The sequence below is a fragment of the Actinomycetota bacterium genome (genome assembly GCA_014360645.1).
Lineage (GTDB): Bacteria > Actinomycetota > Geothermincolia > Geothermincolales > RBG-13-55-18 > Solincola_B.
The window spans coordinates 220,927-237,111 of the sequence record JACIXD010000001.1; the positions used below are offsets into that span (position 1 = coordinate 220,927).

At 57.8% G+C, this 16,185-nt stretch carries 15 protein-coding genes; all 15 read left to right on the plus strand.

Translation table 11 applies throughout. The features are described from left to right. The first annotated feature begins 3 nt into the window (after positions 1–3). The 15 genes from H5T74_00960 (at position 4) to H5T74_01030 (ending at position 16,124) form a co-directional block, all read left to right on the plus strand. Positions 4–1,338, plus strand: coding sequence for a DUF2029 domain-containing protein (locus H5T74_00960; GenBank protein MBC7228949.1), 1,335 nt, complete (start codon positions 4–6; stop codon positions 1,336–1,338). A 166-nt stretch (positions 1,339–1,504) separates the two neighbouring features. Then, positions 1,505–3,760: a glycosyltransferase family 39 protein gene (locus tag H5T74_00965; GenBank protein MBC7228950.1), complete on the plus strand. Its 2,256-nt coding sequence runs from the start codon at positions 1,505–1,507 to the stop codon at positions 3,758–3,760. A gap of 164 nt (positions 3,761–3,924) precedes the next feature. Continuing rightward, complete coding sequence (locus H5T74_00970) at positions 3,925–4,896, plus strand: glycosyltransferase family 2 protein (GenBank protein MBC7228951.1); 972 nt, start codon at positions 3,925–3,927, stop codon at positions 4,894–4,896. Between the two features lie 43 nt (positions 4,897–4,939). Further along, a complete protein-coding gene (locus H5T74_00975) occupies positions 4,940–6,091 on the plus strand; it encodes a DegT/DnrJ/EryC1/StrS aminotransferase family protein (protein ID MBC7228952.1) in 1,152 nt (383 codons plus the stop codon). Then, positions 6,088–6,699 (plus strand): acyltransferase, encoded by a 612-nt coding sequence (locus H5T74_00980; protein MBC7228953.1) that lies wholly within the window; start codon positions 6,088–6,090, stop codon positions 6,697–6,699. The genes H5T74_00975 and H5T74_00980 overlap by 4 nt, the downstream gene beginning before the upstream one ends. A gap of 466 nt (positions 6,700–7,165) precedes the next feature. Beyond that, positions 7,166–7,705, plus strand: coding sequence for a transposase (locus tag H5T74_00985; GenBank protein MBC7228954.1), 540 nt, complete (start codon positions 7,166–7,168; stop codon positions 7,703–7,705). Then, positions 7,696–8,262: a transposase gene (locus H5T74_00990; protein ID MBC7228955.1), complete on the plus strand. Its 567-nt coding sequence runs from the start codon at positions 7,696–7,698 to the stop codon at positions 8,260–8,262. Before H5T74_00985 ends, H5T74_00990 begins: the two co-directional genes overlap by 10 nt. A gap of 79 nt (positions 8,263–8,341) precedes the next feature. Then, complete coding sequence (locus tag H5T74_00995) at positions 8,342–8,785, plus strand: ATP-grasp domain-containing protein (protein MBC7228956.1); 444 nt, start codon at positions 8,342–8,344, stop codon at positions 8,783–8,785. A gap of 56 nt (positions 8,786–8,841) precedes the next feature. Beyond that, a complete protein-coding gene (locus H5T74_01000) occupies positions 8,842–9,267 on the plus strand; it encodes a hypothetical protein (GenBank protein MBC7228957.1) in 426 nt (141 codons plus the stop codon). Between the two features lie 17 nt (positions 9,268–9,284). After that, the gene (locus H5T74_01005) at positions 9,285–9,539 is read left to right on the plus strand and encodes a hypothetical protein (GenBank protein ID MBC7228958.1); all 255 of its coding nucleotides are present in this window, start codon (positions 9,285–9,287) and stop codon (positions 9,537–9,539) included. Positions 9,540–9,548: 9 nt separating this feature from the next. Beyond that, positions 9,549–10,112: a class I SAM-dependent methyltransferase gene (locus H5T74_01010; protein ID MBC7228959.1), complete on the plus strand. Its 564-nt coding sequence runs from the start codon at positions 9,549–9,551 to the stop codon at positions 10,110–10,112. Positions 10,113–10,633: 521 nt separating this feature from the next. Then, positions 10,634–12,421, plus strand: coding sequence for a hypothetical protein (locus H5T74_01015; protein ID MBC7228960.1), 1,788 nt, complete (start codon positions 10,634–10,636; stop codon positions 12,419–12,421). 38 nt (positions 12,422–12,459) lie between these two features. Next, positions 12,460–13,932, plus strand: coding sequence for an MOP flippase family protein (locus tag H5T74_01020; GenBank protein MBC7228961.1), 1,473 nt, complete (start codon positions 12,460–12,462; stop codon positions 13,930–13,932). Positions 13,933–14,001: 69 nt separating this feature from the next. Beyond that, complete coding sequence (locus H5T74_01025; protein MBC7228962.1) at positions 14,002–15,132, plus strand: glycosyltransferase; 1,131 nt, start codon at positions 14,002–14,004, stop codon at positions 15,130–15,132. Between the two features lie 35 nt (positions 15,133–15,167). Further along, positions 15,168–16,124: a glycosyltransferase gene (locus tag H5T74_01030; protein MBC7228963.1), complete on the plus strand. Its 957-nt coding sequence runs from the start codon at positions 15,168–15,170 to the stop codon at positions 16,122–16,124. Positions 16,125–16,185 lie beyond the last annotated feature (61 nt).

Genomic DNA, 16,185 nt, shown 5'->3' on the forward strand with positions numbered 1-16,185 from the left:
TCCGTGAGAAGTGGCAGGGCCGCCGACACGCCTCTCATCCTCGCTGCGATTCTGATATTGGCCGCGCTCTTGTCCGCCTGGGGCTTTATCCAGGACTTCCGGCACACCTGGGAATACGGGGGCGTGGATCTGAGGAACAGGGTGGTGGGGGCGCGACTTCTCTGGGAGGATCTCGACCCCTATTACTTCAAGTGGTCGGAGGACTATCCGGACACCCTTCTAGATCCCATGGACAACCCCGACAACGAGGTGAGCCGGGTCACCGTGCCTCCCACCGTGCTGGTACTCCATCTGCCGCTGGCATGGCTGTCCTACGCGGCCCAGAGGACGGCATGGCTCTTCGTGCAGTGGTTGCTGTTTCTTGCGAGCGTTTTTCTCCTTTCGCGCTGCGCTCCCTCACGGGGCATCGCTGCAGGGGTCTGGATAGCGGGACTGCTGCTCTCGGCCACTCCCTTCTGGCGCTTTCACGTCGAGAGGGGGCAGATCTACATCCTCTACGCTTTCTTGATCGCGTTGTCCTTCTGGCTATACATGAGGCGGTGGCGGCATGCGGCCCTGGCCTCCGGCGTGGCGCTAGGCTTCCTGGCCGCCCTCAGGCCCACCTTCGTCTTCATGGCCGTGCCGCTGCTGGTGTTCAGGAAATGGAGGTCCTGCGTAGGCCTGGCCTGCGGCCTGCTGGCCCTGTTGCTGATCTGCGCGCCGTTCGCTGGCATATCTACCTGGGAGAGCTACGTCCGCGCCATGCGCCACCACGAGGGGGATAACATCGGCCTCAACCAGCCGATCGGCAGCCTGTATCGCGACCGCCTTATCGAAGGGATGGACAACCTCCGATCCTTCCTGCGAACGCCCATAATAAACACCTCGGTGCAATGGTATTTCAAATACCATTTTCAAAAGGACGTAGGGAGTGCATTCCTTGCGCTGATGATGGCGGCGGTCGTTCTGCTCATGACCCTGTTGACCCTGCTCTTCCGCGACTGCGCCGCCTCGACCGCGGTGGTTTATATGATCGGCTCGCTGACGGTCCTGGTTTGTGAGTATTTCCTTCCCGCTGTGAAGCCCTCGTATGTCAACGTCCTGTGGCTCCTGCCCCTGGAGCTCGCGGTGCTGGAGTACCGCGCCATCGTTAGCTTGAAGAGGTGGAAGGCGGGGATTGCCTTGCTCCTGTTGCTGGCAGGCATATATTTTAATGTGGCGGTCTTCCGGTACGGCGGAGACGCCCTGCTTGCGGAGGCTCTGGTGCTGCTCGCATTCCTGTGGACCGCCTTCTGCCTGCTGCAGGAGTCACCACGCCTTGGCGGCATGGCGGGGAGCGTGTACGATACAGCCCTGTGACCGGCGGTGTTGTGGGTTAGGACGTGATGTCTGGCGAGACGGCCATGCTCGGAAAGAAAGGGCATGGTGCGCGGGTCAGAGTGCTGTCTGACCACAAAGGAAACCGGGCATCTGTTACATGTTCGGATACGAGGAGGCTGATCCCCGTGGAGAGGAGAGGGGCCCGATGATCGCTTTGAAGGCCATCGCGCTGGTCTTGTTCCTTTTCCTGCCGGGTTGGCTTGCCGTGTCCTTGATGGAGAGGAGGAGTGGCTGTGAGACGCGGGGAGGGAAGGAGTCACACGCGCGGGGCGGTGCCGGGAAGGCTGAATCAGCAGGGGATGAAGCGAGAGTTGAGGCCTCTACTGCGTCTGTCCTCAGCGGCGAGGAGCGGCTCTTTCTCGCCGCCGCCACGGGCACGGGGATCGTCTCCCTGTGCTCCTTGGCACTCGCCCTCGCCTCCGCCTACCGCCTGTGGTCCTTGCTCGTGCTGGTGGCCCTGTTGTGCCTACCCATGGCGGCGCTGACGCGCAAGAGGCTGTCCTGGCCTCTGCGCGTGGGACGCGGTTCATACCTGGTGTGCCTGGCGCTGGTGACAGTGTCGCTGGTGCTGGTATCGCCCCCCAGCAGGATCGTCTTCGGCTGGTCGGACGTGGGGGTATATGCGAATATCGCCGCCTTGATAGACCGCACGGGCGGAACGTCCTTCGTGGACCCACTCATAAACAGGGTGGACGAAGACCGCAGGGACCTACTCTACGTCCGCAACGAGGGTCCCAACAGGTGTTTCGAGGCCTTCCAGAACAAGGCGTTCTATATCACGGACATGGAAAAAGGGATCGTCGTTCCCCAGTTCTATTATCTCTGGCCCTCGCTCATGGCCGTCTTCGCTTCGTTCCTGGGGTTAGAATGGATATTCTGGGCGGTGACCCTTGCCGCGGTGCTGGCCTTCTGGGGGTTCTTCCTGCTCGCCAGGAGGCTGCTCGGGTGGAGGTGGGGGCTGCTTACCCTGGTGCTCTTTGCCGTATCTCCTATCTTCCTCTATTTCTCGCGCTACACGACCAGCGAGATGATGAATCTCTTTCTGTTCCTGGGCGCGTGCGTGTGCTTGGTCTCCTACCTCGAGCAAGAGGACCGCGGGTGTGGAAGTGAGGCCGCACGCCTCGCGGTATGCGCGGCGTTTTTCCTCTTCCTCGGTTTTCTATGCCGTATCGATTTTATCATTGCTCTCGCACCGATCGTATTGTGCTATGCCGGAAAACGTCTTCTGTCAGGTTTCACGGTCTCGGACCGCTGGTTCGTCGGCCTGACGCTGACGGGGGGAGCACTTTCGCTACTGTTCGGCAGCATATTCACGGCGCCCTATTTCTACGAGATCATGGGAGCATACGAATCTCGCCTGGGGTGGGTGGTCTTGACGGCGGGGATCGCGGCACTTATCGCCCTGGTGTTCGCGATCATCTTCGGCAGTCGCCTTGAGGAGAGGATCATGAGACTGTTAGCGAAAAAACGCCTCGGACTTCGCGCTGCGTCTCTGTCCGCGCCATGGGTCATACTGGCCGCTCTGTTCATCTTCCTCTACTTCGTCAGGCCGCATGGCGCGGAGACACGGGGGGTCTATGGCGGGTTGAACGGCATCGTGGGGCCGTTATACAAGGAGGAAACCCTGGTCAGGTGGGGATGGTATTTTTCCTTCACGGGCGTAGCGTTGATTTATGCAGGCTATGCCCTGTGGTTGAACGTGAGAAGGGATTTCGCCGCCATGATCATCGGTTGGATCGGGCTCACCTTTACGCTCATCTACAGTTGGGACTTTCATAATACACCTCTTCATATCATGTCCATGCGCAGGCTGGTCCCCGTGGTCCTTCCTCTCGGGGCCATGGTTGTCCTTTTTCTGCTCAAACGGTTCGGAGAAAAAGGATTGAGGGCACCAAACCGCTGGCTTAAAAGCGCTTGGCCATGCCGTTTTGTGATAGCGGGCGTTTTTCTCTACCTTTTTCTCTATACGGTCAACGTCTCCATCCCCATCATGGGTCTCCAGGAAGGGGGAAACCAGCTCGAGCTGTGCGGGGATATCGCGAGGGCGGTGGAGGAGGACGCGGTGGTGATCATGGATCGTCATATGGGAGACCTCTACGGCGCGCCGCTGCGCTGCTTCTACGGGGTGGAAAACGCCTGGCTTACCGATAACGCGGTTCTGAAGAGCGGAGAGATGAAGGCATTGCTGGCGGACCTGGGTTATCCCCACCTTCCCGTCTCTTTGTTGTGGAGGGAGTCGATGAGCGGTGGGGTTGCGGCCCCGGAAGATGGCATCGTGCTGCAGAGCAGAGGGGAGTTCGCATGGCGCGAAGAGACGCTGGAGAGCACTTTTACGCGTCGCCCTAGATCTCGTAATAGGTTATTTGAAAGGATAAGGCTGTTCGCGATCGAAAAGACTTGAATGCGGCGGATTCCTAAAACGAGTCGAGGTTGCCAAGCATACCCTCGCCCGCTTTTGATTGTGCCATATGACGCGATATATCGCTGCTGAAGAGGATGATATCGGTAAAGGCAACCAGGTTCTTTTGCAAGACGTGGAAGATGTATTGAAAGGACGGAGCCACGATGGACACCCGGGAAACAAAGGCGGCGATGTCGGTTTCCGTCATCGTGCTCACCTACAACAACTATGAGGACACCAGAGAATGCCTGGATTCGCTGACTGGCCTAGATTATGGGTCTTTCGAGGTCGTCGTGGTGGACAACGCTTCCACGGACGGGTCGGTAGAAAGGTTGGAGAGACAGTTCCCCGACGCGGTTTTCATAAGAAACAGGGCCAATCTCGGGTATGCAGGGGGCAACAACGTCGGAGTCATGCATGCCCTAGAACGGGGAGCGGAGGCGGTGTGGATACTCAACAACGATACCGTGGTAAAGCGGGATTCGTTGACAAGGCTCGTCGAGGCCGCGATGGATTTGCCCGATGCCGGGATACTGGGCTCGGTAACGCTCTACTATGACGCTCCGGATGAAGTGCAGTTCGCGGGCGGCCGGCTGGTGAAGTGGCAGGGCAGAGGAGTGCACTTGGCGAAGGGCGAGATGGAAGGCATACATCCTCTTGAGCCGCGAGAGACCGATTTCGTGACCGGCGCGAGCATGCTGGTACGCAGGGAGATGATCGAATCGGTCGGGCTGCTGGACGAGGCATATTTTCTCTATCTCGAGGATCTGGACTGGGCTCTGCGCGCGCGCGGGTCGGGGTGGAAGACCTACCTGGTTCCAGGATCCGTCGTCCTTCACAAGGTCAACCGCACCACGAAGGTCAACCGGCCGCTGATCGTCTACTACGTATGCAGGAACTCGCTCTTCCTCTGCAGGCGGCATTTCCCCTGTTTCCTTACTCCGGTGTTGCTGTGGTGTATGATTTCTTATGTGATCGCCTATCTGGTAAAGTTCTTGCTCAAGGGCTCCAGTGGGGACCCCCTGGAGCATATGAGGATGGGGTGGCTGGGAATCCGGGACTTTTTTGCCCGTCGCATGGGAGAATGGGGTGGTGGTCGTAACGGCAGGGTGCGGACAACCGTCCGAAGGGCGTGAGAAGGATCTCTGGCCGTTCAAGGCTCAGGCAGAAGGTGCAGGCATGAGAGAAGACTTCCTGGTCTTCGGGGCTCCCCTCATCGAGCAGGATGAGATCGACGAGGTCGTGGCCACGCTCAAGTCCGGCTGGATAGGCACAGGCCCCAAGGTCGCCAGATTCGAGCGGATGTTCGCCGAGTATAAAGGTTGCACCCACGCCATAGCCGTAAGCTCATGCACGGCGGCACTGCATCTTTCCATGCTCGCTATCGGGATAGAACCAGGTGACGAGGTGATCGTTCCAACCATGACTTTTGGGGCTACGGCAAACGCCGTGATCCACGCAGGCGGGAAGCCAGTGCTCGTCGATTGCGAGCGCGACACCATGAACATAGATCTCGAGGACATACGAAGAAAGATCACCCCTCGCACCAAGGCCATCGTCCCCGTGCACTTCGCGGGACGACCGTGCGATATGGACGCCATCATGGCCATAGCGCAGGAATACAGGCTGAAGGTGGTGGAGGACTGCGCCCATGCCATCGAGACGGAATACCACGGCAAGAAAGCGGGCACCTTCGGGGACCTGGGCTGCTTCAGCTTCTATGTCACCAAGAACATCATCACCGGGGAGGGCGGCATGGTGATAACGGAGAACGAGGAATACGCGAACAGAATTAAAATACTGGCCCTGCACGGTATGACGAAAGATGCCTGGAAGCGGTTCTCCGACGAGGGCTACAAGCATTACCAGTACGTATATTGCGGGTATAAATACAACATGACGGACATCCAGGCCTCCCTGGGCATCCACCAGCTTCCGCGGGTCGAACGCTATCGGGAGAGGAGGCGCGAGATCTGGAAACGGTACAACGAGGCTTTCCGGGACCTGCCCGTCTTCACCCCTGCTCCCGAGGAGGAGAACACCAGGCATGCATATCATCTCTATACGCTGCTCCTGGACATCGACCGGATGAACATCACCAGGGATCGCTTCCTTGATGAGATGACCAGAAGAAATATCGGAGTAGGGGTCCATTACGTGGCACTGCACCTGCATCCTTTCTTCCAGGAGGAATTCGGCTACCGCGAAGGCGATTTCCCCAACGCGGAATGGATTTCCGAAAGAACGTTGAGCATACCCCTATCCGCGAAATTGCAAGAACAGGATATTATTGATGTAATCGCTGCGGTTAAGGAGATCATCAGGGCATGAGAGTAGAAATTAAAAGACTTATTCCCGCTCCCATAAAACAGCAAGCAAGGAGATGGCACAGCCTGTTCATGAGTCGCCTAGGGCAACCACGCATGATATGGGGCTATCAGGATGCTTCGGGCCAATTCAGACCTAGGACGAGAATCAGCAACACCGCGTATTTTTATCACCCGGAAAGGATAAGCATCGCCGATAACGTATTTATCTGGCATTACACGATACTAGATGGAACAGGTGGTTTGACCATTGGAGAGGGTACACAGATAGGTGCGTGGGTTGGGATATTCACGCACAGTTCTCACATCGCGATCAGATTATATGGTGATCACTATCAGGAAGTACCCGAAGCGCAAAAGAAAGGATATCTTATCGCTCCAATAAGAATCGGCAGATATGTGTTTATAGGCGCGGGCTCAAAGATCCTTCCTGGCGTCGATATTGGTGATGGAGTGCTCATCTCTGCGGATAGCGTGGTAAAAAACAACATTGATGATTTTGCAATAGTGGCCGGAAATCCAGCCAAGGTGATTGGGGATACGCGGAATCTCGATACCAAACACCTTGACGATCCCCAGATAAGACAATGGTACGATGAATGGCAAATGTAAAGTCATTCACAGGGTATAACAAGGCACCGCCCGAGGCCATGGACGCGTTGCAGGACGGCTTGGAGGACACCCTCACCTTCTACTCCTATCCCAAGGCATTCGCGTTTCATCCGCTCTAAAATCCCCTTGAGAGGCTCTTCAGGGAGGTGAAGAGAAGGACCAGGGTGGTGGAGACCACCCTGGATATCACCTCCAGCCTCATGCTCGCCACCGCCAGGCTGCGCTGGGTGGAGGAGAAACGATGGGACAAGAAGTGCTAAATGGATTTGATTTTCTGCTCGAGAATCTCATGACTTTTATATCGGAACCTCCGCGCCGCAGACGACCCAATTCCCACATAATTGCAGGCAAAAGGCCGGATAGGGCGATGGCGACGCCGATAATGTAGTCACGTTAGTATTGCTAATATTCAAAGTATAAGGGCTTTATGTAGAAGTATGAATATGATAACGCGACCTCCTCCTGTCTGGAGTGGGAGCGCGACGGGCTCGCCGCCTACGGCTACAGCCGGGACGGCAAGCGGGGGAAGAAGCAGATCGCGGTGGGCTTGCTCTGCGACCGGAAGGGCTTTCCCCTCTCGGTGGAGGTCTTTCCCGGCTCCACCCAGGACCTTGCCGCCCTCTACCCCCAGGTGGAGAAGATCGCCTCCCGCTTCGGCGCGGAGCGGGTGGTGTTCGTGGGGGACAAGGGGATGATCGAGAGCGCCCGGATAAAGGAGATAGAGGGCGGGGGGCTCTTCTACATCACCTCCGTCTCCAAGCCGGAGATCGAGGCCCTGGCCTCCTCTGGGGCGATCCGGCCCTCCCTCTTCGACAGGGAGATCTGCGAGATAGAGGATGGGCCGGTGCGCTACATCCTGAGAAGAAGCCCCGAGCGGGCGGAGGAAGCCTCCGCAGATCGCGGGCAGCGCCTAAAAAAGCGCTCTCCGCCCTCGCCTCCGAGGCCTCCTCCCTTGCCTCCTCCAAGGGGAAGGATCCCCGCAAGGCCTACGACCGCATGGCGGTGATGCTCGCAAGGCTCAGGGTTTCCGGCTATGTGCGGCTCGCCCTCGCGGGAAGGGAGCTCTCCTTCTCGGTGGACGAGGAAGCCCTCGCAAGGGCCGAGGCCTCAGACGGCTGCTGCTGCATAAAGACAAACGTCCCCTCGGAGGACATGGATGCCGTGCAGGTGCATGATCGCTACCGGGACCTGGCCCTGGTGGAACGGGCCTTCCGGGACCTAAGGACTGGGCTCTTGGAGATTCGGCCGCTCGACCACAGAAAGGCCGCGCGCACCCGCGCCCACGCCTTCATCTGCATGCTCGCCCTCCTCGTCACCCAGGAGATGCGGAGGAGGCTCGAGGACGCGGACGCCTCTTTGGAGCATGTCGTCCGCTGCCTGGACCGCATCCAGATGGTCACGCTGCGCATGGGGGACATCTCCCAGAGGCGCATTGTCAGCCCCGACCCGGAACAGAAGGCCATACTGAACAAGCTGGGGATAAGGCTCCCTAAAATCCCCAGGAAGGCGATGGAACGAGACGCAGTCCCTGTAGGCACGAAGTCCTCCAAGAAATCAGCTTAATCTACCCTTTTATCTGGCATTATGCTAATTTCTTTTTTGGAACTTCCGTTATAAAAGTGGAGAATGTAAACGTGTTTTCATGCATACCAGGGTCAGGGAGTATCCGCCAACCGGTGGAGCGAGCTCTTGCGCGGAATCATGTTTCGATGAGCGGCTGCTGCTTTACGGAAAGAAGATGCTTGATGCCCTGAACTGGCATGGTCTGGCTATGGTCGAGTTCAACAGGACCCCGGATGGTGATTACGTGATCATGGAGGTCAACCCGAGGTTCCGGGGAAGCCTTGGCCTGGCCGTGGCGTCGGGCGTCGATTTTCCATATAACCTGGTCCGCCTGGCAAGGGGAGAGGACATAGGAGAGCAGGTGGAATATACGATCGGAAAAAGATACCAGTGGGTGATCACCAAGGACCTGAGACACGTGGCGGAAAGACGTTCATCGCTCAAGGGGTTCCTGGCGGACCTGATAGATCCCCGTGTGAAGAGCGATATATGGCTGAGCGACATCATGCCTAACCTCATGTAGGTCGGGCCGCGCTTGCTCGAGCTGCGCGATCTTTTGACGGGAAGGAAAAGTCAGGCTTGAAAAGGGCGAAGATAAGGGGTCTTTTTCACGTACACGGGCGCAGGTCCTTCGATTCTTTTATGTCCTACAGGAAGATCGTCGATTACGGGGTGCGGCAAGGCTTGGATTTCATAGCCGTCACCGATCACGATACGGTGAAGGGTTGCCGGGAAGCCAGAAGATATGTCGCAAGTCGCTATCCAGGATCCAGCCTGCAGGTCATCAGCGGCATCGAGTGCTCCAGTGACGCGGGCAATATTATCGGCCTCTTCGTGGAGGAGGATATCGCCTGCAGGGAAGCCGCGGAGGTGATAGCGGAGATCAGGCGCCAGGGCTGGCTGGTGGTGCTGCCTCATCCCCTGAAGGACCACGAGCTCTCGCGGGAGTTACTCGAGGGGATTGACCTCGTCGAGACAACAACGCCAGGTGTGATGAGGTGCTGAACGAAGGAGCGGCGAAGTTGGCCCGCGAGCTGCTCAAACCCGCAATAGCCGGAAACGACGCCCATTTCTACGCCGAGTTAGGCAACGCGCTGTGCGAGTTTGAGGCGGTGGGGGCAGACCTCAAAGAGGCTGTCATGAGGAGCGGATGCTGTTTCATCCGGACGGTAAACACGGAAGGAAGGTATGTCCGCTGGAGCCGGCTCATAAGGGCTTGCAAGCTTCGTCGGCTCGATATCCTCCTGGACATGGCCAGAGGCTCCAGAAGGATGTAGTGGCTGAGCATGAACTGGCTGGTGCACAGGATCGCCAGCCGGGCGCTTGAGAGGGTAGTCGCCGATTATGCACGGGGTGTAATCCTGGATATCGGCTGCGGGGACAAGCCCTACGAGAAGATGCTGGAGCCCTACGAGAGCGAGCATATTGGCATGGATCACGAGGGGACGCTGCACGATCTCTCGAAGGCGGATATCAAGGGCGAGGCCTACGCCATCCCCCTTGATGACGAGTCGGTGGACACCGTGTTCTGTACCGCCGTCCTGGAACACCTTGAGGACCCGGCAAGGGCGTTGAGCGAGGCATACAGAGTGCTTAAGAGGGGAGGTCATGCTATCTATACGGCGCCCCTTTTCTGGCACCACCACGAGGAACCGAGGGATTTTTTCAGGTATACCCCGTATGGGCTTGGTTATCTGTTCAGCAACGCCGGCTTCGAGGTGATCGAGATCTTGCCCTTGTCCGGTTTTTGGGTGACTTTCGGACAGGAACTGGTCTACTATATATGGCGTTTTCGCAGGGGGGCATGGCAAATCCCCTGTGGTGGGCGGTCCCCGTACTGGGTGGACTGATACAGGCCTTCTGCCTGTTGCTCAACCGTTTCGATCGTTCGAAGAAGTTATCATGGATGCGCCTGGTTGTTGCGCGGAAACCCCCGCAGGCATAGGCGCGGCGAGGACCCTGGTATCCGGCATGGGAAACGGCAACGAGTGGAGCCAGTGGGGTGTTGCACGCGATGACCGTGGCAGTCCTTGATCACGGGCGGGAGAGACGAGGAGTGCTCGCGGTTCCGGTGTGTTGCGGTTTTAAAGCGGGTTTAGGCAAGCCGCCATGCGCATCGAAGATACCGGGTAGATAATCCGGGCATATCGACTCGGTTGCCACAGACAGGCGGTCCATGGCTTTAATTACGTTGCGCCTACAGGGTTTTTGTGACCGAAGAGGTTCGTGTCAGACGAGAGGACATGCGTGAGGGATGAAGGGGATAACCTTGCGAAACTGGCTGGGGCGGGGAGAGGCAAGGAGGATTTCTGCCAGATGGTGCGGTGAAGCGGGATGCTATAGATCGTGATTTTGAGGAAAGGAGAGGATCATGCCCGGCCTCATGGGATTTGTTGCGGGAGGGATGCCCCATGACGCGCGGATGGCGGTCCTGCGGAGAATGCAGGAGATGCTCACGCGCAGGGATTATCACGTCAGGGACGAGTTGACGCTGGTGGATGATATTTGCGCCACCAGAACGTATGTCTCGGTCATGAGGAAAGAAACCCAACCCGCGGTGGGAAACGATTTATATGTGTGGATGGAGGGCGAGATCTTTCGCCGAAGTGCACATGGGGCAGGCGAATCTGACCTCGAACATATGCTCGCTTCTCTCAACAGGCGTGAAGGTTTCTCTTTCTTAAAGAATCTGAACGGTGTTTTCTCTGCCGTCGTCTATGACTCAGAACTCAAGAGGATCCACCTGATTACCGACCGATACGGTCTGCGCTTTCTTTTCTGGACCATGCATGAAGGAAGGCTGGCATGGGCCTCCGAGGCCAAGGCGATGCTGGCATTGCCGGGGTTCGTTCCAAAGATCGACCTGGTGGCGGTGCGGGAGTTCATGGAGCTTGGCTACCTTCTTGGAGACCGTACCTGGTTCGAGGGCGTGAGCCTGGTGCCGCCGGGGTCGGTGCTCACTTACGATATCGGGACGAGGTCGCTCGAGATATCGAGATACTGGTGGTGGGATGAGATCAAGCCCGTGTCGGGAAGGGTAGATGAGCGCGAGATGGCCGAGGAGATGGGGCGCCTGTTGGTGGAGGCGGTGGAGGCGAGAAGTAAAGACGGGGAAAGCGTGGGTATCACGCTGAGCGGCGGGCTCGATTCAAGGGCCATCATCGCGGCTGTGCCCCGCCCGGGTGCCGATATCGCTGCGGTGACTTTCGGTATCCCGGACAGTCCGGACGTCCGCATCGCACGCCGCGTGGCGCGGCTGAGGGGCGCCAGGCACTCCATCGTGGAGATAGGGCCGCATGACTGGCTGCAGCTGCGGCCGGAGGCGGTATGGTGGACTGACGGGCAAGTGGAATTATGTCAACTTCACGGCATGGAAGCCCTCGATGAGATGAGGCGGTGCGCGTGCACCTTCCTTAACGGGATGAACGGAGGGGCTATCCTGGGAGCAGGCTATCTCTTGCACGAGAGCTATCTCGATAACATGGACCGTGCACTAATAGCCGCCACCCTGGGGTGCAGCGAGAGCTGTTTGAGCAATTTCTCCCTCTACGAGGGGCTCGGAAAACCCGATTTTTACATCCTGGAAAACACCACGCGGCGCAAGACGAACGAAGGAATAAGGATGTCCGGAAACGCTGTAGAATGCAGGGTGCCCTTTTTCGATAACGCCCTTCTGGAGTTCGCCTATTCCCTTCCTGACGCCTTGCGGTACAGGAGGAACATCTACAGGAAAGCTCTTCTCCGCAGGTTCCCGGAATATTTCAGGACCATCCCCTGGTCGAGAACCGGTGTGCCCGTAAGCATCCCGCCGAAAGCCATCAGTGTTTACCAGCGTGCCCGGAGGCCGTGGGTGTTTGTCTTGGGGCACCTCGCGAAAGCGGGCGTTACCGCCCCGAAAGCGCATTTCTACGTGGATTACGCGGAATGGATGAGGAAGGAGCCGGCCTTATCCTGCTTCAGGGCTCTCCTGTTGTCGAAGGAGCCTCTGTATGCCGCGTACGTATCGGCTGACGATGTTAAAAAGGCCATTGAAGAGCACGTTGCCGGAGCCGATAATACAGAGTTTCTTGCTCGCTGCCTCACCTTCGAGTTGTGGTTGCGCCAGGTCTACGAGGGTAGCTACCGCGATGGTGCCGAGCATTTATCCCATCCGCGATAAAGTGGTCTCCACGGGTCTGCAGGACGTGAAGGAAAAGCATGGACTTAAAGACCAGAGCCGTAAAAGGCGTCATGTGGGCGGGGATCTCCCAGATCGTTACCCAGGTCCTTCAGCTCACGATCAAGGTCATCCTGGCCAGGCTGCTGGCCCCTCAGGTCTTCGGGATCCTGGGTATGGCCATGATCTTCATCGGCTTCGTGGAGACCGTGAACGAGATGGGCTTGAGCGCGGCCCTAGTGCAGAGGAAAGAGGTGACGGAAAAGCACTGTTCCACCATCTTCTGGGTGAGCCTTATCTCCGGCGCCGCGCTTACAGGACTCGGTCTCGCCGCCGCCCCGGCCATAGCGTCTTTTTTCAGGACCGAATTGCTGACCGGAGTGATCCGGGCGCTCTCGGCTGGATTCTTCATAGGTTCCTTCGCCATCATCCACATCTCCATGCTGACCAGGAAGACCAGGTTCGACAGGATCGCGGCGGTGGAGATCTCCGCTGCGTTCGCGTATGGATTGATATCCATAAGCCTGGCTGTCGCCGGCATGGGGATCTGGAGCCTGGTGCTGGGCTCCCTTGGATCCACAACCATGAAGGCCGTTCTCTACTGGCTGTCCTATCCCTGGAGGCCGGCATTCCTCTTTGACCTGCGGAGCTTTCGGGAGCTCTTCTCTTTTGGCAAGAACGTGATGGGATCCCGCATGCTGAATTTCGTGGACTCTAACACCGACTACCTGGTGGTGGGACGGTTGTTGCGGGCGGAAGCACTAGGCCTTTACACCATGGCTTACCAGGTGGCGATATTCCCAATGGCCCAGATCTCCAAGGTCATCAGCAGGGTCACCTTCCCGGTTTTCTCTATCCTCCAGGATGATAACGCAAAACTCAGGCTGGGGTATTCGCGGGTGATCAGGTATTCGAGCCTGCTCACTTTCCCCGTGCTGGCGGGTATGATCCTGGTATCTCCAGAGCTCCTGCCGCATTTGCTCGGTCGGCGTTGGGTGGGAGCCGTATTGCCGCTCCAAATATTATGCATATACGGTATGCTGGTGAGCGTGGGGACGCATGTTGGGACTATACTGCTCGGAAAGGGACGCTCGGACATACAGTTTAGATGGAATGTCCTTACGGTGATCGCCTATCCTCTCGCGGTGATAATGGGCGTGAGGTTCGGCGTCAACGGGGTGGCCGTTGCTACGACCATAGTGGGTTTGCTCTTGTTCTTCATCATCCAGACCATAACCAACCGACAGATAGAGATGAGTTACCGCGAGTTTTTCGCGGCGCTGGCGCCGGCTATGGTGTGTTGCCTGTGCATGTCGGCATGCGTGCTCGTGTTCAAGGCGATCGCGACCTCCATGATCATAAAACAGGCCTACTTGCTGGCGGGGTCTATGGCGGTCGGCGTAATCACCTATCTGGCCTCTATCCGGATCGGGTTTCCGGGACTGCTGTCCGAGATTTTTTCGATGGCGATGATCATGATACAGAGAAAGAAGCGTGGAAGTCATGATGCCTGATGCGAGCGATACCGGAGGTCGGTGAGCTTGAGGACAGTGCTTCATTACAAGGCGGGAGCATATCTGCCGATGACGGAGAACTGGTTGCATGCCCAGCTCAAGAACCTCAGGCGCTACCGGCCCGTCGTATACTGCCATGACACCGAGAATCTCCCGGTATTCCCCCTCGACAAGGTGCGCAGCCTGGACTTGAAGCGCGGCAGCCGTAACCCGGAGGTCTTTCTGAACCGCGCTGGCAGGAAAGTGCTCGGTTGCTATCCCGCCTTCGCCCTTGCCGCCCGTATCGATCGGGCATGCATCATCCACGCCCATTTCGGCCCCTCTGGTTTCGAGGCTATTGGGCTCAAGAGGTTGCTGGGGATACCCGTCCTGACCTCATTTTATGGTTACGACCTTGGAGCGCTTTTCGACTGGGCCCCGGAATGGAAGAAGAGATACGAGGTGCTCTTTGAACGTGGGGATATGTTCGTGGTCGAGGGTGCACACATGAAAAGCGTTCTCGCCGGCCTGGGTTGCGAAAGAGGAAAGATCGTCGTCAACCATCTCGGTGTGGACTTGGACTCCCTGCCGTGCCAACTGAGGAAACCACCCCCGGACGGGACTGTCAGAGTCCTGGCCGCCGCAAGTTTCCGTGAGAAGAAGGGCCTGCCCTACGCGGTGGAGGCGTTCGGGATGGCCAGGGCGGCCTCGAGCAGCCTTGATATGAGCATGACCATCATAGGGGGATCGAGAGGCGTCGATGCTGATGAGAAGGAACGTGAGAAGGTGTTGGAGGCCATCCGGCATTACGGCCTCGAGGATTGCGTCCGCCTTTTAGGATATCAGCCCTACGAGATTTTCAGGAAAGCTCTGTACGATCACCATATTTTCATCGCCCCCAGTGTGGCCGCTTCAGACGGCGATATCGAGGGCGGAGCGCCGGTGGCGATTATAGAGGCGTCGGCATCGGGAATGCCGGTGATCTCGACCTGGCATTGCGATATCCCGGAAGTAGTGATCGATGGCGAGAGCGGTTATCTCGTGCCGGAAAGGGACGCGGAGGCGCTGGCCGCCTGCTTGGCTGACCTAGCGAGCGATCCGTCGAGGTGGGTTGTTATGGGACGACATGGCAGAGAGCATATCGAAAAGCATTATGATGCCCGGCACCAGGCTGAGAAACTGGAGGGCATATATGACAGCGTGCTTTACGGCGGTGCGTGATATGCTTGCTTTCATGACGGGGCACGGAACATGGGATGGGAATCATGGCGAGTGCGGGTAGATCGAGCATTCCACTGGTAAGCGTTATACTGCCGACGTACAATCGCGCTCCCAGCCTGGCCAGGGCGATAGAGAGCGTGTTGAACCAGAGTTACGGAGAGATCGAGGTTTTGGTGGTGGACGACGGGTCGGTTGATGGGACGATGGGATTGATACGGGGGTTCGACGACCCGAGGTTGAGATATTTCCGACTTGAAAGGAATGCCGGTGCCGCACATGCCAGGAACGTGGGGCTGCGATCCGCACGCGGTGAGTACATCGCCTTCCAGGATTCCGACGACGAGTGGATGCCGGATAAGTTGCACAGACAGCTCCGAGCGCTGGAGGATCATCCGGAGGCGGCGGTGGCCTATACCGACATGATCTGGGTAAGCGACGACGGTCGTCGGGAATACATGAGCGCGCCGGAAGTGGATATGGGGCGCCTGGTCGGTAGGGACGGCAGGGAATACCAGGTTTTCAGGCTGGGCATCCAGACGGTGCTGGCGAGAGCGTATTGCATCCATGAGATAGGGTTCTTCGACGAGACCCTCCCCAGGTTCATCGACCTTGATTTTATGATCCGCCTCTCCATCAAATACCCATTTGTTTACCTGCGCGAGCCGCTGGTCGTATATCACAGTTCGCAGGGCATCAGCGCCAACGTTTATAACGAATACCTCGCGCGTCGCATGCTCCTGGCGAAGTATGAAGAGCGCATGAGGGGCGAAAAGTCGTTTCTTGGTCACCAGTATTTTTGCATGGGCCGCGCCTTGATGCGCAGCGGAAGGTTCGCGGAGGGCAGGAGATGGCTCCTCAGATCGGCAGCGGCTCAGCCTTTATCTCCGGCCTATCTCTGCCACGCCAGTGCTTCCCTCCTGGGCGAAAAGATATACGCCGCCCTCATCGCCCGATGGGGAGAAAAAAGTCGGGCCGGCGAACGTATCCCGTGAAGTCCGGGAGCGCGGAGCCACCATAAGGCCTCTGGGTTTGAGTCGATAGGAATCGGGACCG